This is a genomic window from Geminicoccaceae bacterium (genome assembly GCA_020638465.1).
Taxonomy (GTDB): domain Bacteria; phylum Pseudomonadota; class Alphaproteobacteria; order Geminicoccales; family Geminicoccaceae; genus JAGREO01.
The window spans coordinates 721316-741323 of the sequence record JACKIM010000002.1 but is presented as its reverse complement, the minus strand read 5'-3'; the positions used below and the strand labels follow the sequence as shown (position 1 = coordinate 741323).

The following is a 20008-nucleotide window of genomic DNA, read 5'->3' as shown; positions in this document are numbered from 1 at the left end:
GAAGCGTGTCTGTTGCTGGCTGACAACATCTACCAGCAAGAGAAAGATCCGGTGTCTGATGTCGATGACAAGAACCGCAATCCCCAACTGGGGAATTCATCCGGCAGGGGCCCCAGCTCCATGATGACGTCGTCGAACGACGCCCGGGAGATGAAGGAAAATTTCCGCAGGAATGTTCGCAAGCACTGTTCAGCCCCTGGTTCCATTGCCCGTATCTGTCGCAAGGCCGGCATCAACCGGCAGCAGTTCAACAAATACCTGAACGGTCATTCCCTTCCCTCGCTGTTGACCGCGCAGACGATCGCCAATGCCCTTGGCGTGCGCATCGGCGACCTGCTGGCCGGCGAGGGAGATCACCGCCGACAGCGCCACTCGTTCGATGCCCTGAGCCATTCGCTCGTTTCATCGAAGATGAACATCTTCACTCCGGGGTATTACCTTGAGATCAACCGCTCGGAGGTCGTCCACAACTACGTCCTGATCTCCCTGTCATCCGTCATCTTCGAGAATGGGAACATGCGCTACAGGCGCAAGTCCCCGATTCAGAACATCAACGGTTCATCAATGTTGTGGAGCTATGACGGCGTTGCCTACAATACCAGCAATTGTGGGAACATCTTTTACATCAACTCGACGATCCGCCTCTATTTCGGCGCCTACCTGCTGGAAGCGGCGAGCCTCTACAACAAGGATCTCGTCGGCATCAAACTGGCATCGAGCAGCAATCCGCGCGGTACACCGTTCGCAGCACCGATCTATTTCATTTACCTCGGCGAGAAGCCCAACCTCTTCAGCTTCCGCAACCAGATCGGCCTGCTGCACGAGGAGGCATTGCCGTCCCGGATTGCCAAGGCCGTACAGATCCTCGACGAGGTCATCGGCCAGGATGCCGGCATGCTGAAAGTGTCGGCCTGACAGACAACCCCGGCTTTTCCAGTTCAAGGTTGCCCTCAAACTCCGTCGGGCCGTCCTCGCCATTCCCCCCGAGGATGCAGGCCCTGCGGATTTGGGCCCGGGCGTTTCCCGATCCGCCAAGAGAGAGATGCCCGGGCTCCTTCTTTCTTTACAACCCGCCTGTCCGGACCGTTCCTTACCGAACTGCCCCCTCACGCCATATGCCAACGCCGAGGGGGCGGGCATTGCGGAACGAACCGGATTTACTGGCGGCGCATGGCGGCGTCATGCGCGGCAATTGCCCCCAGATTGAGAATGTCTGAAACAGTGGCATTCATCGAGATGATCTGCACCGGTTTTTCGAGACCGGTCAGAACCGGCCCGATCACCGTTCCGCCCCCGAGCTGCCGGAGAAGCTTGGAGGCGACATGGGCCGTATGCAAGGCCGGCATGACCAGCACGTTGGCCGGTCCGGTCAGGCGGCAGAACGGATAGAGCGCCATCAACTCGGGATCGAGCGCAACATCGGCCGCCATCTCGCCGTCATACTCGAAATCGACCTTGCGCCGGTCCATTTCGGCAACGGCGTCGCGCACCCGTGCCGCCTTGGAGATACGCGGGTTGCCGAAGGTGGCAAACGACAGGAAGGCGACGCGCGGCACGAACCCCATGCTCTTGGCAAAGGCTGCCGTCTGCACGGCAATGTCGGCCTGTTCTTCCGGCGTCGGCAGTTCATGCACGGTCGTGTCCGCGATGAATACCGTCCGTCCCCGCGCGACGATGATGGTGATACCGAACATGCGCTGGTCCGGCATTGCGTCGACAACCAGACGAATATCCTTCACCACCGTATTGAACCGTCTCGTGAGGCCGGTGATCATCGCATCGGCATGGCCATGCGCCACCATGCACGCACCGAACACGTTGCGGTCCTGATTGACCATGCGCTGACAGTCACGGAACAGCATGCCATTGCGCTGCTGGCGGTTGTAGAGGTAGTTCGCATAGCGCGTATTGTGCTCGGAAATGCGGGCATTGTGGATCTCCAGCCCCTCGGGCTGACTGATCCCCATACTCGCCAGCGCTTCGAGAACACGCTCCTCGCGCCCCACCAGCACCGGCGTACCGAGGCCGCTGTTGCGCCAGGCGATCGCTGCCGAGAGCGTCTTCTCTTCCTCGCCCTCGGCAAACACCAGCCTCTGCGGCTCCGCCCGGACCCTGTCGATGATCATCTGCATGCGGCTCGCCGTCGGATCGAGACGGGAACGCAGATTGTCGCGATAGCGCTCGCTGCTGACCAACGGCCGGCGCGCGACACCGCTTTCAATGGCAGCCTTGGCGACCGCCGGCGGGACGTGAGTAATCAGACGCGGGTCAAAAGGTGTCGGAATGAGATATTCCCGCCCATAACGCAAGCGTTTGCCCTGATAGGCCGCCGTCACCTCCTCCGGCACCTCCTCGCGCGCCAGCGCGGCGATGGCATAGGCTGCGGCGATCTTCATCGCGTCATTGATCGTCGATGCCCGCACGTCGAGTGCGCCACGAAAGATGTAGGGAAAGCCCAACACGTTGTTGACCTGATTGGGATAATCGGAACGACCGGTGGCGACGATCGCATCGTCGCGAATCTCACGGGCCTCCTCGGGCGTGATCTCCGGATCGGGATTGGCCATGGCGAAGATGATGGGATCCTTCGCCATGGAGGCGATCATCTCGCGCGAAAAGGCTCCCTTTACCGAGAGTCCCATGACCACGTCGGCATCCTTCATCGCGTCGGCCAGAGTGCGCGCATCCGTCGCAACGGCATGGGCCGACTTCCACTGGTTCATGCCCTGCTCACGGCCCTCGTGGATGACGCCGCGGGTGTCGCACAGGATGACATTGTCGTGCGATACGCCCATGGCCTTGATCAGCGAGGCCACGGCAATTCCCGCGGAACCGGCACCGTTGATCACCATGCGGGTCTCCGCAAGCGTCCGCCCGGTGAGATCGATGGCATTGACAAGGGCGGCCGCGGCAATGATCGCCGTACCGTGCTGGTCGTCATGAAAGACCGGAATGTCCATGCATTCGCGCAGTTGCTGCTCGATGATGAAGCATTCGGGCGCCTTGATATCCTCGAGATTGATTCCGCCGAAGGTCGCGCCGAGAAGCCGGACACAATTGACGAATTCGCCGACATCCTCGGTCGAGACTTCAAGATCGATTCCGTCGATATCGGCGAAACGCTTGAACAGGACGGCCTTGCCCTCCATCACCGGCTTGGCGCCAAGCGCTCCCAGATTGCCGAGACCAAGAACGGCGGTGCCATTGGAAATGACTGCTACCGTGTTTCCCTTGGCCGTATAGTCATAGGCTTTTTCGGCGTTCTGCTGGATTTCCAGACAGGGGGCCGCGACGCCGGGAGAGTAGGCCAGCGACAGGTCGCGCGAGGTTGCAAGCGGCTTGGTCGGAGCGATCTCGAACTTGCCTGGCCGGCCGCCGGAATGCAGCGCCAGCGCTTCCTCGCGGGTGACTCGCCCGCCCGAATCCGATCCCGATGCCACGCGTATGGTCTGGTCTGAGCCGCTCATGACGTCCTCCACTGTCTTCTTGTCCCCGTTCTAGCCGGGTTTGCATGACGGCTACAACAACGCGGACAGGAACTCGCAGGTGAACACGGCATGAAAAGCACAAATATGGCTCGTCAAGCCCTCGTATCGCCCCTCATGGGCGTTCCCGGGATTCGCGGACAGGGAAGCAGTGGAACCCGTCCCGTTCAGAACCCGGAGAGGATGTCGACGGCTTCGAGGACCTTGCCGGTGGCCCTGCCAACCCGAACGATGGCGCCATCGACCACGCCGTAATAGCTGTCCTCCGGCGGCGGTGGCAGACTGTCCCGCAGGCGGCGGGGCAAGGAGCCGATCCGGACATCGGCCGGCAATATCTCGCCAACCTCGTAGCGTTTTCCGGCCTGTCCCGGCGGCAGGCAGCCGTTGTTCTTCCTGGCAAGCCCGGGAGGACAATGCCCGCCCCTGGCCTCGGTCGCGTAGTAGCCGCGCACGCGTTCACGCACCGCCTGATCGAAGACACCATGCCCGGAGGTGACTGCCTGCCCGGGCATCTCCGGCTTGCCATGCTGCCCCTTGCCCTGTCGATCCTTGTCAAGGGTCACCAGCTTCTTGGGCATACCGACGTTCTCGGGCTTGCCCTTGGCCAGCGCCGGGCCGGCCAGGATGAACAAGGTAGCGGTGAGAAGCGCGAAAGAACGGACCATGCGAGCCTTCTTCGGATAAATGACAAAGCCCTTACATGGACGACAAAGGTTAAGAAAACGTTAACCGGACAGCCATTGCGGACCGCGGGCGCCTCTCCGCTCACGATCCCCCGTCGCCGGCCAGACGCTTTCGGGCCTCGGCCGGGTCGGTGGGCAGGACGGCATCGAGAAGCCTTTTCGTCACGTCATGTCGCGGTGCGGACAGGACGGTGCGGGTCGCGCCCTCCTCGACAATCCGGCCATCGCTGAGCACGGCTACCCGGTCCGTGAGATGGGCCACCACCGACAGATCGTGGCTGATGAGCAGATAAGCCATCCCGTAGCGCTGGCGCAGGTCGACCATCAGGTTGAGGACCTGCGCCTGAACCGACACATCGAGAGCCGATACCGGCTCATCGGCAATCACCAGGTCGGGACGGGCGACAAGAGCACGGGCAATGGCGATCCGCTGGCGCTGCCCCCCCGAGAAGGCATGCGGATGTTTCCGCAGGTCATCGGCAGAAAGTCCCACGGCTTCAAGAGCCTCGACCACCCGCTCGCGTTTGCGCCCGGCTGTTTCACGGTCAAGATGGAGCGCCTCGGCGACGATGCGCTCGACATTCATGCGCGGATCGAGTGAGCCGTAGGGGTCCTGGAAGACCATCTGCACCCGTCCACGACGAACCACCCGTCCGGAGGTCGGCTGATCGAGACCGGCAACGATACGCGCCAGCGTCGACTTGCCGGACCCCGATTCACCCACGATGCCCAGACTTTCGCCTGCCGCAAGGCGTAACGAAACGTCATCGACCGCGCGGTGGACCGGTGCGGGCGCCACAAGGCTCTGCCGCGGCAGCCGATAGTCTCGGACCACATGGTCGAGTTGAAGAATGGTTCCATTCCTGCCGCTCACGAGCCGCTGGTTCCTGCAGGATGAAAACATGCGGCTTCATGCCCCGACGCAACCCGCCACATGGGCGGCTCCTGCACATGGCAGACAGGGGAGACGCGTCCACAGCGCGGGGCGAAGGCGCAACCGCGCGCACGTTCCCCCGGACGCGATACCGTACCAGGTATGACGTGCAGCCGCTCGCCGACACGCAGAGGCGACGGCAGAGCATCGAGCAATCCCCGCGTGTAGGGATGAGCCAGCCGCTTCAACACCGAATCGGTTCCCCCCGCCTCCACGACCTGCCCCGCATACATGACCATCATCCGTTCGCACATGGCCGCCACCACACCGAGATCATGGGTAATAAGCAGCAGGCCCATGTCGCGTTCGCGCACGACATCGCGAATCAGTTTCAGGATTTCGAGCTGGACGGTGACATCGAGCGCCGTGGTGGGTTCATCGGCGATCAGAAGGTCGGGTTCGAGAGCCAGCGCCATGGCAATCATGATCCGCTGCCGCTGCCCGCCGGAGAGCTGGTGCGGGTAAAGGTCCGGCGAAAAGCGCGATGTTGGCAGCCCGACGCGGTCCATCATCGCCCGCACCGTTGCGGCGATCCGCCCCTCGCTCACGGTCCGGTGCAGGCGCATGCCCTCGGCGATCTGCCTTCCCACCGTCATCACCGGGTTGAGAGCGGTCATCGGCTCCTGGAAGATCATGGCGATACGACGCCCCCGGATCGCATTGCGCTGACGTTCATCCAGCCGCAGGAGCTCAGAGCCGTCGAAGCGGATCGAGCCGCCGGCCACCGCACGATCCGGCAACAATCCCATGATCGAGAGGGCTGTCATCGACTTGCCCGATCCGGACTCTCCCACGAGCCCGAGTACGCTGCCACATTCCATCGAAAACGAGACGTTCGATAGAATTGGAACATCGCCAATACGAACGCCGAGATCGCGAATTTCGAGAAGGGTCATGACCATCGTCTCATGCCCGCTCCCTCAGGGTCGGATCGAGCAGGTCGCGCAGGCCATCGCCCAACAGGTTGAGACCAAGGACCGAGAGCACAATGGCCAATCCGGGGAAAATCGCCAGATGGGGAGCAAGATACATGAGCGTCTGCGCCTCGTTGAGCATCTTGCCCCAGGAGGGATGAGGCGGCTGGGTACCCAAACCAAGATAGGAAAGTCCTGCTTCGGCGAGAATCGCCAATGCGAACTGAATGGTTGCCTGCACGATGAGGATCGGAGCGATGTTGGGCAGGACATGCTCGACGATGATACGCGCGCCCCCTTTGCCCGCGAGCCGGGCCGCCAGGATCATCTCGCGGGCCATGACCGCCATCGAGGTGCCACGCGTCAACCGGGCGAAGACCGGAATGTTGAAGATGCCGATGGCGATCATCGAATTGACAGCACCGGGGCCGAAAATGGCCGTGATCATCACGGCGGATAACAGGGCCGGGAAGGCGAATGCGAAATCGCTCATCCGCATGATGAATTCGTCGACCCAACCGCGCCGCCACGCGGCCACAGCGCCCAGTGGAATACCGATGCCGGCACCAACGGCGACAGCGATGACGGCAACGAGAATCGAGTTGCGCGCGCCCACCAGCATCATCGAAAAGACATCGCGCCCGAGCTGGTCGGTGCCGAGCCAATGCGATGCCGCAGGAGGCTTCAGCTTGTTGGCGATGTCGATGGCGGCGAACGGATAGGGCGTCCAGACGAGCGACAGCAGGGCCGCAGCGAGCAGCAGCATGCCGAGGACCAGTCCCGTCACGAAACCTCCATGCCTCCACCACGCCATCTCAATGGCCTCCGCTGCGCAGGCGCGGATCGAGCCACAGATAGAGAAGGTCAACGATGAAGTTGACGATCACCACGGTCGCAGCGAGCAGCACGACCAGATCGCGCACGGTGATGAGATCGCGCTGGGCGATGGCCTGGAAGATCAGGCGGCCGATACCTGGCAGATAGAAGACATTCTCGATGATGATCGTACCCGCCAGAAGAAACGAGAATTGCAGCCCCATGATCGTGACGACCGGGATCATCGCATTCGGCAGGGCATGGCGCAGCAGCACCTGCCGACGGTCAAGTCCCTTCGCCCTCGCGGTGCGGACATAGTCCTCACGCAGGGCCTCAAGAACGGCCGAGCGCGTCAGGCGCGCGAGAATCGCCGCCTGCGGCAGGGCCAGTGCGAAGGCCGGCATGAGCAGCGATGCGAGCCCTGCCCAGAAACCACCATCATATCCAGCAAATCCACCCGCCGGCAACCATCCCAATTGGACAGAAAACAACAAAATTAGAAGGATGGCGAACCAGAAATTGGGGATGGCCACCCCCAGCTGACTCAACCCCATGAGCAGCGTATCGAGCAGCCGTCCGCGATGCGCCGCCGCCCATGCCCCCACGGGAAGGGCGATTGCCGTCGAGATGACGATCGCCATCACCGCCAGGGGCAGGCTCACCCACAACCGCTCCGCGATCAGATCGGCCACCGGCACGTCATAGGTGTAGCTGCGGCCGAGATCACCGCGCATCAACTCGCCGAGCCACATGACGTAGCGTTCGGCCACCGGAAGATCGAGGCCCATCTCCCTGCGCAGCGCCGCCAGCGTATCGGGCCGCGCGTTGACGCCGAGGATGACCGCTGCGGGATCGCCCGGCAACAGCTCAAGCACCACGAACACCACCAGCGATGCTGCCAGCAATGTCAGGATCAAGGTCAGGAATCGACGCGCGAGCAGAAGCGACAAGGATGGAATGTCCGCGATCGTGGCGTTCTTCGGCCACCAAGCTGCCACCATCGACGCGTCAAGACTACAGGCGATTCGCACGCATGCCTCGCGAGCGCGCTGTCGTCATGGCGCCGTCATGCTGGTAGACCAGAGCCGTGACCGTGCGTCATGCCGCAACCCCGAACGTCAGAGGAGACCTGTCCTGACCGTCACCCCCTCCCGCCTGCGCCTGGATCAGCTCGTCGTCGAACGCGGCCTTGCCGGGACGCGCAGCAAGGCACAGGCCCTGATCATGGCCGGGGAGATCTTCAGTGGCGAACGGCGCATGGACAAGCCCGGCACGATGGTCGCCACCGACGCTGACCTGCGACTGGCCCATGAAGGCCCCTCATGGGCCAGCCGCGGCGCGCTCAAGCTCATCGAGGGGCTCGACCGCTTCGCCATAGACCCTAGCGGGCTCATCGCCATCGACGTCGGAGCATCGACCGGCGGCTTCACCCATGTGCTGCTGGAGCGCGGAGCCCTGCGGGTCTACGCTGTCGATGTCGGGCATGGACAACTCGACTGGCGATTGCGCAACGATCCGCGAGTGGTCGTACTGGAGCGTACCAATGCGCGCCATCTGAGCCGCGAACAGATACCAATGGAACCCGCACTGGTCGTGTGCGATGCCAGTTTCATCTCGCTGACCAAGGTCCTTCCGGCTGCACTGGCCCTGTCCGCCGGCGATGCCCGCTGCGTGGCACTGATCAAGCCGCAGTTCGAGGCCGGACGCAGCGAGGTCGGCAGGGGTGGCGTGGTTCGCGACGAGACCGTCCGCCAACGCGTGTGCGAGAAGGTCCGGGAATGGCTGGAACTCGCCGGCTGGACCGTGGATGGAATTGTCGAAAGCCCGATCACCGGGCCGAAGGGCAATCACGAATATCTGGTGGCGGCGAAAAAGACGCCAGCAGCGGAGAGCCGCAATCCGATTTGCTTAACCGAACCTTGACCATTGCCCTGCTATGATCGTGCCTCGTTCGTGGCAGTACGGGGAATTGAACGGAAGATGGGCTGGCTGCATCTCGGTTTCGGGAAAAGGCGCGCGACGGATCGGTTGGGGGCGGGTGAAATCAGCGGGCACGATGCAGCGGCTGCACCGCCGTCGCTGATGGCGAGACTTGCACAACCGTTCCGCATGGTTCTGAAGCGCTGGAACAAGGCCGAGGCAACGATCACCGACGGCTTTGACGATCCGTTCCTCGATGCCGCGCTGACCGCCATGCGCACCATGAACGTGAAGCCCACCCCGGCGGCCTATACCCTGTTCTACACTCATGTTTCCGGTGAACGCCTCCCGCTTTCCGAGGAAATTCGCCGGCTGAAGACGACCGAAGAACCGGTCACGCCGGTTCTGGTGGCCGAAATGTACGAGCGCCATTTCGGTGCCGAACAGGTGAGCCAGACTGCCTACGAGGCAAGCCGCAATGTCGAGCGGCTGCTGGGCGTCGTGCACGAGACCCTCACCAGCGCCGGCGACAGCACCGCCGATCACGGCGAACGGATATCTGCCCTGCATGATGAACTCAAGCAGCAGGACAAGGTCGCCGAAATAAGAAGGGTAGTCGAGAGCATCCTTTCCGAAACCGCAAGCATGCGCCGGTCGATCACCAAGCTCGAACGCCGCGTGGTCCACAGCGCGGCCGAAATCGCGAGCCTGCGCGACCACCTCGAACAGGTTCAACGCGCCTCAAATTCCGATCCCCTCACCGGCGTCGGCAACCGCAAGGCACTCGAAATGGAGCTCAAGCGAGCAGCCAGGGACTCCATCGCCAGCAAGAAGCCATTCAGTCTCCTGATGGTCGACATCGACCATCTCAGGCTGTTCAACGAGGAGTTCGGCCCCCAGATCGGCGACGATGCGCTCAAGCTGGTTGCCAGAACCCTTTCCAGCGCCGTCAAGGGACGCGATCTCGTCGCTCGTTTCGGTGGCGAGGAATTCGGCGTCGTTCTCGCGGAAACTCCTCTTGAGGGTGCAATGAAGCTTGCCGAGATCCTGCGCGGCCAGGTGGAATCCGTCCACGTCGACGGCAAGGATACCACCTGCAAGGTTCGCCCTGTCACCATCTCCATCGGCGTAGCCCAGTATCGAGAACCCGAACCGCTGAAGCGGGTGGTGGGTCGCGCCGATCGCGCCCTCCACCGCGCCAAGGAGGAGGGCCGCAACCTGGTCCTGAGCGAGCGCGACATCGAGGTCCACGGACGCCCGAAAAAGCGCTCCAAGACCCCGGCCTGAGCATGGCGATACGATGATACCAATCGAGTCCGTCAGGGAATCCGCTGGCCCATAGAGGTCTGGTAGAGGTCGAACCAGATCTCGCGATCAAGATTCCCCGCCAGTTCGACGGCCCCCAGCAACGACCTGAACCGCTCGATGCGGGTCGTGCCGATGACGGCTACGGGGACGGTAGGATGGTGCATCGCCCAGGCCAGCACGAGAGTGGCCGGATCGCAGCCCAGCCGGCCGGCATAATCCACGAGTTTCTGCCGGAGTTCAGGGCGAGCTTCATCGCCCAGCGTGGCCGCTGCCGCCAACGGCGACCACAGCATCGGTCGCCAGCCCGTACGCTGGGCATGATCGAAGGTACCATCCATCAGCGCCTTGCCATGTACCAGTGAATGCTGCACCTGGTTGGTCACCAACGGCGCATGCATGTGGGCCTGCAGCATTTCCATCTGCGACGGAGTGAAATTGGATACGCCGGCATGGGCAATCAGTCCTCCGGCGACCAGTTCATCCAGCATGCGACCGACGGCAGGCGCATCGAACAACGGATCCGGACGATGGATGAGAAGCAGGTCGAGCCGCTCGACACCGAGCAGCCGCAGGCTGCGCTCGACGGAGGTCCGTACATGTATTGCAGTGGTATCATAGTGGCGGATGCGAGTCTGGGGCCTACCGGGCGATACCATCTGGATACCACATTTGCTGACCAGTCGAACCGCCCTGCGCCGCTCGCCGAGCAATGCGGTGGCACGGCCGAAATGCTCTTCCACACCATGCTGGCCGTAGATATCGGCATGGTCGAACCAGTCGATACCGCAATCGAGCAACTGGTCGATGAACCGCGCCAGCCCCTCGACGCTGCGGGTTTCCTCCGATTGCAGCAGACGCATCGCACCAGCGACGATCCGGGTCATCGACGGCCCACCCTCGCCCACCGTCACCTTTTCCAAGGCTTGTCCCCCTTTGTTTTCACAGCGATATAATGGAATTTCAGCAGTAGCGCTCAACGCCGACGTTCTGGGCTTCCGAATAACGGTCGCCATGGGCGAAACCGACCGGCAGCAGCCGTTCGATGGCCTGCATGTCGCCGGCATCCAGGGCGATGTCCGCCGCAGCCGCATGTTCTTCCAGATGAGCCGGAGAACGCGTACCGGGTATGGGGATGAGATGATCGCCGCGATGCAGCAGCCACGCCAGCGCCAGGCTGGCAGGTGCCATGGACCTTTCGCGTGCAAAGGCTCTGAAGCCCTCGACGAAGGCAAGGTTGGCGGAGAAATCCGGTTCGAGGAAACGCGGGTTGTTCTTGCGGAAGTCGAGTTTGTCGAACGTGGCCGGATCGGGTGTACGACCGGTGAACATCCCCCGCCCGACGGGCGAGAACGGAACGAAGGCGATCCCAAGTTCCTTGCAGGTCTGGACCATCCCCAGTTCGGGCAACCGGGTCCACAGCGAATATTCACTCTGGACAGCCGTCACCGGATGCACAGCATGAGCGCGCCGCAGCGAGGCCGGGGCAATTTCGGAAAACCCGATGCCGCCGATCTTGCCCTCCTTGAGGAACCGCACCAGCGTCTCCATCACCTCCTCGATGGGCCGCTGCTGCTCGCGACGGTGGATGTAGTAGAGGTCGACATGCTCGACGCCGAGCCGCCGCAACGAACCTTCGAGCATCTCGCGAAGATAGGCCGGACTGTTGTCGAAGGTTCGCTCCGTGCTGCCCGGAGACCGCCTGATACCGCCCTTCGTGGCAATCCGGAAGCGACCGGGACAATCCTTGATGAAACGACCGATGATCTCTTCCGAGACACCGGCACCATAGACATTGGAGGTATCGAGGAAGTCGATGCCAAGATCCAGCGCACGGGACAGCGTCGCATGACTCCGCGCCTCATCGGTCGGGCCATAGGAACCGGCAAAGCTCCAGCATCCGAGGCCGACAGCCCCGACCGCCACCCCGTTCATGCCCAGTCGTCGCCGCTGCACCCTGTTTTCCTCCCGCTGCCAGCATCCATCGACGGACACTATATCCGTGTTGCCGGATACTGACGAGCGTACAGGGAACGATGAAAACCACGGAAACGGCGCGATGCACGGCCGCTCATGCGGCCTGCGGGTTCAGCGAATCGACCACGGCGATGTGTCGGGCGATGTGGCGTCCCGCCAACTCGCCGTGAGTGAGCGGCAGCATGTGCCCGGCATGGCGAAGATTGGCGGGCATCGCGGTCGGCATGTTGCCGACAATGAGTTCGGCAATACGCCGCGTTGTCGCCGGCGTATGGCTGCCGGTGAGGATGAGTGCGGGGGTCGGGATCCTCTGCAGGTCTTTCGGACGCAACGCATCCTGCATGGTCGCCCAGAACTCGCCCACGACCATGGGCATGCGGGCGGAGAGCGCATCGCGGCGCCGGTCCGACATGACTCCCCAACTGCACCGACCGTTCCAGTAGTCGCAGAACCGTGCGGCCGCCATGGCCATATCGCCACTGGCGACCCGACTGCCGACATCATTGGCCAGAGCTGCGGCTTCGCCGAAAAGGCGGCGATCACGCAATGCCCGATTGCGCAGCAGATGAAAGGAAACCGGCTCGATCAGGGTGACGCTGGAAAAAAGGTCCGGCGCGTCGTGGGCGGCGCGGAGAGCGACGGCGGCACCAAACGAATGGCCGACCAGATGCGTGGTCGACCGACCGCCCCAGCATCGGGCCTGGGCGATGACCCGGCGGGCTTCGGCTTCCAGGGACATGGGCGCAGCCTGCGGAACGTCACCACCCCGGGAACGCATCCAGCCTACGGAAGCATGGACAAAGCTGACCCTTGCACCTTCCAGCTCGCGCTCGATCTTTTCAAAGATGCGCGGTGTAGCCCCGGATCCCTGTACGGCGACGACGCGTCGTGCAGGAATGCCGGTCGTGGCAGGCGGCAAGTGGACAGGCCAATGTTTGAGGCTCATCCTCACTCCAGATATATTCGACAATCCACGAACGTAACGAACAGTCCCAGGGCAGATCAATTACGACAACCCGGATGTCAAAATCCGTCATTCACCAAGACATCGTCCTGACATCGGAAGGACCTTTCGAGACTATTGACGACAATCTTGTTCATTTGTTCCGGCATTTTTGCGTGAATTGCGCGAAAAATTCATCCCGGTTTCAGGAATTTGACTCGAATACGAGGATTTTTCCCGCATGAATTTTATTCGTGATTTTTTATATCGCCTAATGCGTTAAATAGAATATTCTCCACCGGAACAAAATACCATTAGAGATAATTCCACGACATCGAACTTGTACAAGATTCGAAATGCTGGCCTCGGACACCAGTCGCCGCTATCACCAGCCTGTCACAATGAGAAGTTACCCCGGCAGCGGGGCGAAGCCCGTGGAAGCGGTTTCGCAAGATCGAGGAGGAACCTATGCGAAAGAACGGTGTTGCGCTGGTGGCCGGTACCGTCGCCGTGCTTGTGTTCGCGACGGCAGCCGAGGCGAAGACGCAGTTCCAATGGTGGCATGCCATGTCGGGCGTCAACAATGAGCGCGTCGACAAGATCGCCTCCGATTTCAATGCTTCACAGGACGAATACGAGATCGTTCCAACCTACAAGGGCAACTACACCGAAACCATGACGGCCGCCGTCGCGGCCTTCCGCGCCGGTGAGCAGCCGCAGATCGTCCAGGTCTTCGAGGTCGGCACCGCGACGATGATGAAGGCCGAGGGGGCCGTCTATCCGGTCTTCGAGCTGATGGCGGAAGCCGGCGAGCCCTTCAACCAGAACGACTACCTGCCGGCCGTGGTCAGCTATTACACCACAGCCGACAACAAGCTCCTGTCGCTCCCCTTCAACAGTTCGACACCGGTGATGTGGTACAACAAGGACGCGTTCAAGGCGGCCGGCCTCGACCCGGACAACCCTCCAAAGACATGGCAGGAAGTCGGCGAGGCATCGAAGGCTCTCAAGGCCAGCGGCCTGCCTTGCGGCTTCTCGGTGGGCTGGCAGAGCTGGGTGCTCGTGGAGAACATGTCCGCCTGGCACGATCAGCCCGTCGGTACAAAGGGCAATGGTTTCGAAGGTACCGACACGGAACTGGTCTTCAACAAGAATGCCATCGTGCCCAAGCTCATCGCCCAGCTTGCGGAATGGCAAAAGGACAAGACCTTCGACTACGGTGGCCGACGTGGCGACAGCCTGCCCAAGTTCACGACCGGTGAGTGCGGCATGTGGCTGAACAGCTCGGCCTATTACGGATCGATCAAGGAACAGGCCGGGTTCGATTTCGGGATCACCATGCTGCCCTACGACAGCGATGTCGTCGATGCGCCGCAGAACTCGATCATCGGCGGCGCCACGCTCTGGGTCCTGAAGGGCGGAACGCCCGAGCAATACAAGGGCGTAGCGAAATTCTTCAATTACCTCTCTTCGCCGGAAGTACAGGCCTGGTGGCATCAGGAAACCGGCTACGTGCCGATCACCCTGGCGGCCTCCGAGCTCAGCCGTGAACAGGGCTTCTACGACAAGGCCCCCGGCGCCGACACCGCCGTCAGGGAACTGAGCCTGAACATCCCCACCGAAAATTCCAAGGGTGTTCGCTTCGGCAATTTCGTGCAGATCCGCGACGTCATCAACGAGGAGCTCGAAGCGGTCTGGGCCGGCAGCAAGTCAGCCCAGGACGCGCTGGATACGGCTGTCGAGCGCGGCAACGAGCTGCTGCGCAAGTTCGAACGCTAGGACTGCGGCGGGAACATCCCCGAGAACGGGGCGTTCCCGCCAACTCCGCTCCGCGTGGAAAAGCGTATCGTCTTCCGTCATCGATGGCTGCCCTACCTGCTGGTGGCACCGCAGGTCGTCATCACGATGGTGTTCTTCATCTGGCCGGCCAGCCAGGCCCTGATGCAGTCGATGCTGGTGCAGGATGCATTCGGTCTGTCCACCGAATTCGTGTGGTTCGAGAATTTTGAAATCCTGCTTGCCGACCCCAACTATCTTCATTCCTTCGGCGTCACGATCGTCTTCAGCGCAGCGGTTGCCTTCTTCGGTCTTTCCATCGCCCTTCTGCTGGCCGTCATGGCCGACCGGGTGGTGCGTGGAGCCACCCTCTACAAGACCCTGCTCATCTGGCCCTATGCCGTCGCACCGGCGGTGGTCGGCGTGCTGTGGCTCTTCATGCTCAATCCCACCATCGGCATGGTCGCCTACGCATTGGACTCCGTGGGCATCGACTGGAATCACCAGTTGAACGGCACCCATGCGATGATCCTCATCATCGTCGCCGCGGTATGGAAACAGGTATCCTACAATTTCATCTTCTTCCTGGCCGGTCTGCAGGCCATCCCGAAATCGCTGATCGAGGCCGGAGCCATCGACTGCGCGGGACCCGGTCGACGTTTCTGGACGATCCAGCTGCCGCTGCTCGCCCCCACCACATTCTTCCTTCTGGTGGTGAATGTCGTCTATGCCTTTTTCGAGACCTTCTCGATCATCGACGCAACGACCGAGGGCGGGCCAGCACGGGCCACGAACATCCTCGTCTACAAGGTTTTCCACGACGGTTTCCAAGCCCTCGATCTGGGCAGTTCGGCAGCTCAGTCCGTGGTCCTGATGGCCATCGTCACCATGCTCACCGTGCTCCAGTTCCGCTATGTCGAAAAGAGGGTGCAGTACCAATGATCGAGCGGCGCCCCTGGCTGGACGTTATCGCGCACCTCGTTATCCTGTGTGGCATCGCGCTGGTCGCCTTTCCCATCTGGGTGGCGTGGGTCGCCTCCACCCATGCGCCCGAGGCGCTGTTCAGGGCACCGATCCCCATCCTTCCGGGTGGGCACATGATCGAGAACTACCGTGCCATCCTGGTCGATGGCAGTGAGAAGGCGGGCGGCGGGCCCATCGGAGCGATGATGCTCAACTCGCTGATCATGGCAGTCGGTATCGCCGTGGGGAAGATCGCCATTTCGTTCCTTTCGGCCTTCGCCATTGTCTACTTCCGTTTCCCACTCCGGATGCTGTGTTTCTGGACCATCTTCCTGACACTCATGCTGCCGGTGGAAGTCCGGATCCTTCCGACTTACGAGGTGGTTGCCGATCTGGGACTGCTGAACAGCTATCCGGGCCTCATCATTCCGTTGATAGCTTCGGCAACGGCAACCTTCCTCTTTCGCCAGTTTTTCCTGACCGTGCCCGACGAACTGGTGGAAGCGGCCCGCATCGACGGAGCGGGACCGCTGAAATTCCTCAAAGATATCCTGCTGCCCCTGTCACGCACCAACATGGCGGCGCTGTTCGTGATTCTCTTCATCTACGGCTGGAACCAGTATCTGTGGCCCCTGCTCATTACCACTGACGAGACGATGTACACCGTGGTCATGGGGATCAAGCGCATGGCCGAGGTAGCCGAGTCGCTGCCGCTGTGGAATGAGGTGATGACCGTCACCATTCTGGCGATGATCCCGCCTGTGGCGGTGGTGGTCGGAATGCAACGGCTGTTCGTCAAGGGCCTCATCGAATCCGAGAAGTGAAGCATGGCCGAAATCAGCCTCGACAACGTCAGGAAAGTCTATCCGGGTGGCGTGGCAGCCATCCAGGGCATCTCGCTCGACATTGCCGATGGCGAGATGATCGTTCTGGTGGGACCGTCAGGTTGCGGCAAATCCACGTTGCTGCGAATGGTTGCTGGCCTGGAGACGGTGACATCGGGCGAAATCCGCATCGCGGGGAAGCGGGTCAACGACCTCGAACCGGCCGATCGCGACATTGCCATGGTTTTCCAGACCTATGCCCTCTATCCTCACATGACGGTATTCGACAACATGGCCTATGGGCTGCGCAACCGGGGCACGGCTACGGCCGAGATCGACAGGAGGGTGCAGGAGACCGCACGGACCCTGCAACTCGACCATCTGCTCCAGCGGCGCCCACGGCAGCTTTCGGGCGGTCAGCGTCAGCGCGTGGCCATGGGTCGCGCCATCGTGCGCCAGCCGGCAGCCTTCCTGTTCGACGAGCCGCTGTCCAATCTCGACGCCAAGCTACGCGTGCAGATGCGTATCGAGATACGACGATTGCAACGCAAGCTGACAACGACCAGCCTGTACGTGACCCATGACCAGCTGGAAGCGATGACACTGGGCGATCGCCTGGTCGTGATGAATGGTGGCAGGGTGGAACAGGTCGGCACGCCTATGGAAGTCTATTCCCGTCCCGCCTCGGTATTCGTTGCCGGTTTCATCGGATCGCCGGCCATGAACATTCTCGATGCTCAGACCATTGGCAAAGGTATCAGAATTACCGCTCAGCCCGACACCGTCTGGACCGGCCCGAACGGCACTCCCGCCCTGCCGCAAAACCTGCGTCTGGGAGTGCGCCCGGAGGATCTGTCGATCGCAGCTGCCCATGAAAGTGCCGATACGACGCCAACCGGTACAATTTCGCTGCGGCTGACAGTGACAGGCGTGGAGCTCATCGGTCATGAGAGCTTCATACACGGCCTGCTCGACGATGGTCACAGCGAACTGGTAGTCCGGATACCGGGGCAAGCCTCGTTCGAGTCGGGCACGAAGCTGATGGCTCAAGCCCGCGCTTCGGCCTTTCATGCGTTCGATGCGGACCGTGGTGCGCGTCTCGCCCTTGCCTGAGGCCGATCCTGGCGTAGGTTGGTGGCTGACGGACACCACAAGTCCACCGCGCGGGAAAAGGCTCATGAATTATGCCACCTTCGGTCAGCGTGTACTGGCCCAGATCATTGACCTGTTGTGGATGGTGCCGATGGCCCTCATCCTGCAGGTGCTTCTCTACGGGAACGCGGCCTTCGACCCCGACCTTCACGCACGATACGGGGCGGAACTGGTGAGCTGGACGGTTCCCGCCGTGATCATCATCGATCTGTGGATCCGCTATCAGGCAACGCCCGGCAAGATCGTGATGCGAATCCGGATCGTCGATGCGGCGACGGGCGGAGCTCCCACCGTGTGGCAGTATGTCAGTCGTTACGCCGGCTACCTGATCTCCGGACTCATCCTCGGTGTAGGCTATCTGTGGGTCCTGTTCGACGAACGAAGACAGGCCTGGCATGACAAGATCGCGGGCACTGTGGTGGTCCTGGCTGACTGAACCCGGCAAGAAAAGGAACATAAAAACAATAACTTGATGTGAATATGCAGCCAAGTATCTGAATGGGCTGCGAGATTGGCCAATTTATTTTCACATGAAAAATATGTGTGAAATTTTATATATTGACTTTTTGATGTGAAATAATCCATCCATCGCGCATACAGTGTGCAATGGCTCGGAGACGCCCATGCGCTACTATCCGGTGTTCGTCGATCTCGACCGCGCGCCCGTGCTCGTGGTGGGAGGGCAGGAAGCGGCGGCCCAGAAGGTCCGCCTCCTGCGCAAGACCCGTGCGCGGATACGCGTGGTCGCCGACCGCCCGTGCGAAGAACTCCACCAGCAGGTCATGGCCGGCACGATCGAGCATCTGGCGTTGTCATTCGAACCCGCGCTCGTTGACGGTTGCCGCCTCGTCTTCGCGGCCACCGGCGACCGGCTGCAGGATGCGGCCGTATCCTTTGCCGCCCGTTCGCGCAACATCCCCGTCAATGTCGTGGATGCTCCGCAAATGTGCAGCTTCACCACGCCTGCCATCGTCGACCGCGACCCGGTGGTGGTGGCCATTGGCACCGAGGGTACAGCGCCGGTGCTCGCCCGGCGCATCAAAGCACAGCTTGAGGCACTTCTGCCCTCGCGTCTCGGCACGCTCGCGCGGATCGCCGGCAGGTTGCGTGACCGCGCCTCCCTCCTTTCCGGGGATGGCAGCCTGCGCCGCAAGGTCTTCGAACGTTTCTTCGACAGCGATATCGCCCGCAACGTGCTTGCGGGACATTCCGATACACTCGAAGAGCCCGACCTGAGCAGCATCGACGCACTGGCAGCACGAAGCGCAGAACCCGGCCGGGTGACACTGGTCGGCGCCGGTCCGGGTGATCCCGACCTCCTCACCTTCAAGGCCATGCGCGCACTTCAGGAAGCCGATGTGATCGTCGTCGACCGGCTGGTTCCCGATGCCATAATCGAGGTTGCCCGCCGTGACGCCCGGCGTATCGCCGTTGGCAAGACACCCCATGCTCCCTCGACCCGTCAGGAGGACATCAACGCCATTCTCGTCCGCGAGGCCCGCGCAGGACATCGCGTGGTGCGTCTCAAGGGCGGCGACCCGCTGATCTTCGGCCGGGCCGCCGAAGAGATCGAGGCCCTCCAGGCGCATGGCATCGAGGTCTCCATCATTCCCGGCATCACCTCGGCACTGGCCGCAGCCGCCAGCGCGGGGGCCCTGCTCACGGAGCGCGATGCCGCCCGGTCGCTTACCATCTTGACCGGTCATGCCAGCGACGGTCCGGCGCAGCATGACTGGGCGACCCTGGCCCGCCCGGGACAGGTCCATGCGATCTACATGGGCATGGGCGCCGCATCATCGATCGAACGCGGGCTGCTCGATGCGGGCATCGATCCGGCGACTCCCGTCACCATAGTCGAACGGGCGACACTGCCCGACGAGAACATCGTGCAGACCCGGATCGACGCGCTGGCACGCACTGCCACAAGCGGGAACGTCAGAGGTCCCGCCATCATTCTCATCGGCGCACGCGCGCTGCTCGCCCGTCCTGCCGCCCTACCCCAGCTTGAGGCCGCCTGATCCATGAAGATCCTCACTGCCAATCACCTCGCAACCGGCGACGTCGTCTACCTTTCCACCGATGGCTGGCGTCCGTTCGTCCATGAGGCACGAATTGCCGACAATGACGACAAGGCCGACGAACTGGTCTCGCGCGGCAACAGCGACGCCCGGGCCAACATCGTGGTCGAACCCTATCTCATCGAGGTGGAATGCCACGGCGATCTCGTCGTGCCTGTTCATTATCGTGAAAAGTTTCGCGCCTCCGGCCCGTCGGTACGCACCGATCTCGGCAAGCAGGCCGTCAGGCAGGGATAGC

Annotated in this window: 19 protein-coding genes; 10 read left to right on the top strand and 9 right to left on the bottom strand. The window is 62.0% G+C overall.

Annotated features, from left to right (window positions below; all coding sequences use genetic code 11):
* Positions 1–51: 51 nt before the first annotated feature.
* Positions 52–915 (top strand): helix-turn-helix transcriptional regulator, encoded by an 864-nt coding sequence (locus H6851_13845; GenBank protein MCB9944687.1) that lies wholly within the window; start codon positions 52–54, stop codon positions 913–915.
* A 242-nt stretch (positions 916–1157) separates the two neighbouring features.
* On the opposite strand, the gene H6851_13840 is transcribed toward H6851_13845, so the two are convergent.
* The 6 genes from H6851_13840 to H6851_13815 form a co-directional block, all read right to left on the bottom strand.
* A complete protein-coding gene (locus H6851_13840) occupies positions 1158–3467 on the bottom strand; it encodes an NADP-dependent malic enzyme (GenBank protein ID MCB9944686.1) in 2310 nt (769 codons plus the stop codon).
* Positions 3468–3652: 185 nt separating this feature from the next.
* Positions 3653–4150: a hypothetical protein gene (locus H6851_13835; protein MCB9944685.1), complete on the bottom strand. Its 498-nt coding sequence runs from the start codon at positions 4148–4150 to the stop codon at positions 3653–3655.
* 100 nt (positions 4151–4250) lie between these two features.
* The gene (locus tag H6851_13830) at positions 4251–5072 is read right to left on the bottom strand and encodes an ABC transporter ATP-binding protein (GenBank protein ID MCB9944684.1); all 822 of its coding nucleotides are present in this window, start codon (positions 5070–5072) and stop codon (positions 4251–4253) included.
* A complete protein-coding gene (locus H6851_13825; protein ID MCB9944683.1) occupies positions 5039–6004 on the bottom strand; it encodes an ABC transporter ATP-binding protein in 966 nt (321 codons plus the stop codon). The genes H6851_13830 and H6851_13825 overlap by 34 nt, the downstream gene beginning before the upstream one ends.
* A gap of 4 nt (positions 6005–6008) precedes the next feature.
* Entirely contained in the window at positions 6009–6830 is an 822-nt protein-coding gene (locus H6851_13820) for an ABC transporter permease (protein ID MCB9944682.1), read from the bottom strand.
* 1 nt (position 6831) lies between these two features.
* On the bottom strand, positions 6832–7782 hold the full coding sequence (locus H6851_13815) for an ABC transporter permease (GenBank protein ID MCB9944681.1): 951 nt from the start codon (positions 7780–7782) through the stop codon (positions 6832–6834).
* Between the two features lie 118 nt (positions 7783–7900).
* Here H6851_13815 and H6851_13810 point away from each other — a divergent pair, with 118 nt between their 5' ends.
* Both H6851_13810 and H6851_13805 read left to right on the top strand, forming a co-directional pair.
* Positions 7901–8755: a TlyA family RNA methyltransferase gene (locus H6851_13810; GenBank protein MCB9944680.1), complete on the top strand. Its 855-nt coding sequence runs from the start codon at positions 7901–7903 to the stop codon at positions 8753–8755.
* Between the two features lie 57 nt (positions 8756–8812).
* Positions 8813–10039, top strand: a complete 1227-nt coding sequence (locus H6851_13805; protein MCB9944679.1) for a diguanylate cyclase — start codon at positions 8813–8815, stop codon at positions 10037–10039.
* A 32-nt stretch (positions 10040–10071) separates the two neighbouring features.
* Here the strand turns inward: H6851_13805 and H6851_13800 are convergent, their stop codons facing one another.
* The 3 genes from H6851_13800 to H6851_13790 form a co-directional block, all read right to left on the bottom strand.
* Positions 10072–10980, bottom strand: a complete 909-nt coding sequence (locus H6851_13800; protein ID MCB9944678.1) for an aldo/keto reductase — start codon at positions 10978–10980, stop codon at positions 10072–10074.
* Positions 10981–11020: 40 nt separating this feature from the next.
* On the bottom strand, positions 11021–12013 hold the full coding sequence (locus H6851_13795; GenBank protein ID MCB9944677.1) for an aldo/keto reductase: 993 nt from the start codon (positions 12011–12013) through the stop codon (positions 11021–11023).
* Positions 12014–12128: 115 nt separating this feature from the next.
* A complete protein-coding gene (locus H6851_13790) occupies positions 12129–12980 on the bottom strand; it encodes an alpha/beta fold hydrolase (protein MCB9944676.1) in 852 nt (283 codons plus the stop codon).
* Positions 12981–13445: 465 nt separating this feature from the next.
* Between H6851_13790 and ugpB the strand changes: the two genes are divergently transcribed.
* The 7 genes from ugpB (at position 13446) to H6851_13755 (ending at position 20007) form a co-directional block, all read left to right on the top strand.
* Positions 13446–14756, top strand: a complete 1311-nt coding sequence (ugpB, locus tag H6851_13785; protein ID MCB9944675.1) for a sn-glycerol-3-phosphate ABC transporter substrate-binding protein UgpB — start codon at positions 13446–13448, stop codon at positions 14754–14756.
* Positions 14757–14810: 54 nt separating this feature from the next.
* Entirely contained in the window at positions 14811–15695 is an 885-nt protein-coding gene (gene ugpA, locus H6851_13780) for a sn-glycerol-3-phosphate ABC transporter permease UgpA (protein ID MCB9944674.1), read from the top strand.
* Entirely contained in the window at positions 15692–16540 is an 849-nt protein-coding gene (gene ugpE, locus H6851_13775) for a sn-glycerol-3-phosphate ABC transporter permease UgpE (GenBank protein ID MCB9944673.1), read from the top strand. The genes ugpA and ugpE overlap by 4 nt, the downstream gene beginning before the upstream one ends.
* A 3-nt stretch (positions 16541–16543) precedes the next feature.
* The gene (locus H6851_13770) at positions 16544–17653 is read left to right on the top strand and encodes a sn-glycerol-3-phosphate import ATP-binding protein UgpC (protein MCB9944672.1); all 1110 of its coding nucleotides are present in this window, start codon (positions 16544–16546) and stop codon (positions 17651–17653) included.
* A gap of 64 nt (positions 17654–17717) precedes the next feature.
* Positions 17718–18128, top strand: coding sequence for an RDD family protein (locus H6851_13765; GenBank protein MCB9944671.1), 411 nt, complete (start codon positions 17718–17720; stop codon positions 18126–18128).
* Between the two features lie 187 nt (positions 18129–18315).
* Positions 18316–19710 (top strand): uroporphyrinogen-III C-methyltransferase, encoded by a 1395-nt coding sequence (gene cobA / locus H6851_13760; protein MCB9944670.1) that lies wholly within the window; start codon positions 18316–18318, stop codon positions 19708–19710.
* Positions 19711–19713: 3 nt separating this feature from the next.
* A complete protein-coding gene (locus tag H6851_13755) occupies positions 19714–20007 on the top strand; it encodes a DUF2849 domain-containing protein (GenBank protein ID MCB9944669.1) in 294 nt (97 codons plus the stop codon).
* Position 20008: the final 1 nt, after the last annotated feature.

Coding starts and splice junctions, on each gene's coding strand:
- H6851_13835 (MCB9944685.1), bottom strand. CDS start 4,150: ATGGTCCGTTCTTTCGCGCTTCTCACCGCTACCTTGTTCATCCTGGCC.
- H6851_13825 (MCB9944683.1), bottom strand. CDS start 6,004: ATGGTCATGACCCTTCTCGAAATTCGCGATCTCGGCGTTCGTATTGGC.
- H6851_13790 (MCB9944676.1), bottom strand. CDS start 12,980: ATGAGCCTCAAACATTGGCCTGTCCACTTGCCGCCTGCCACGACCGGC.
- H6851_13810 (MCB9944680.1), top strand. CDS start 7,901: ATGCTGGTAGACCAGAGCCGTGACCGTGCGTCATGCCGCAACCCCGAA.
- H6851_13770 (MCB9944672.1), top strand. CDS start 16,544: ATGGCCGAAATCAGCCTCGACAACGTCAGGAAAGTCTATCCGGGTGGC.
- H6851_13840 (MCB9944686.1), bottom strand. CDS start 3,467: ATGAGCGGCTCAGACCAGACCATACGCGTGGCATCGGGATCGGATTCG.
- cobA (MCB9944670.1), top strand. CDS start 18,316: ATGCGCTACTATCCGGTGTTCGTCGATCTCGACCGCGCGCCCGTGCTC.
- H6851_13765 (MCB9944671.1), top strand. CDS start 17,718: ATGAATTATGCCACCTTCGGTCAGCGTGTACTGGCCCAGATCATTGAC.
- ugpE (MCB9944673.1), top strand. CDS start 15,692: ATGATCGAGCGGCGCCCCTGGCTGGACGTTATCGCGCACCTCGTTATC.
- H6851_13830 (MCB9944684.1), bottom strand. CDS start 5,072: ATGTTTTCATCCTGCAGGAACCAGCGGCTCGTGAGCGGCAGGAATGGA.
- H6851_13820 (MCB9944682.1), bottom strand. CDS start 6,830: ATGGCGTGGTGGAGGCATGGAGGTTTCGTGACGGGACTGGTCCTCGGC.
- H6851_13805 (MCB9944679.1), top strand. CDS start 8,813: ATGGGCTGGCTGCATCTCGGTTTCGGGAAAAGGCGCGCGACGGATCGG.
- ugpB (MCB9944675.1), top strand. CDS start 13,446: ATGCGAAAGAACGGTGTTGCGCTGGTGGCCGGTACCGTCGCCGTGCTT.
- H6851_13755 (MCB9944669.1), top strand. CDS start 19,714: ATGAAGATCCTCACTGCCAATCACCTCGCAACCGGCGACGTCGTCTAC.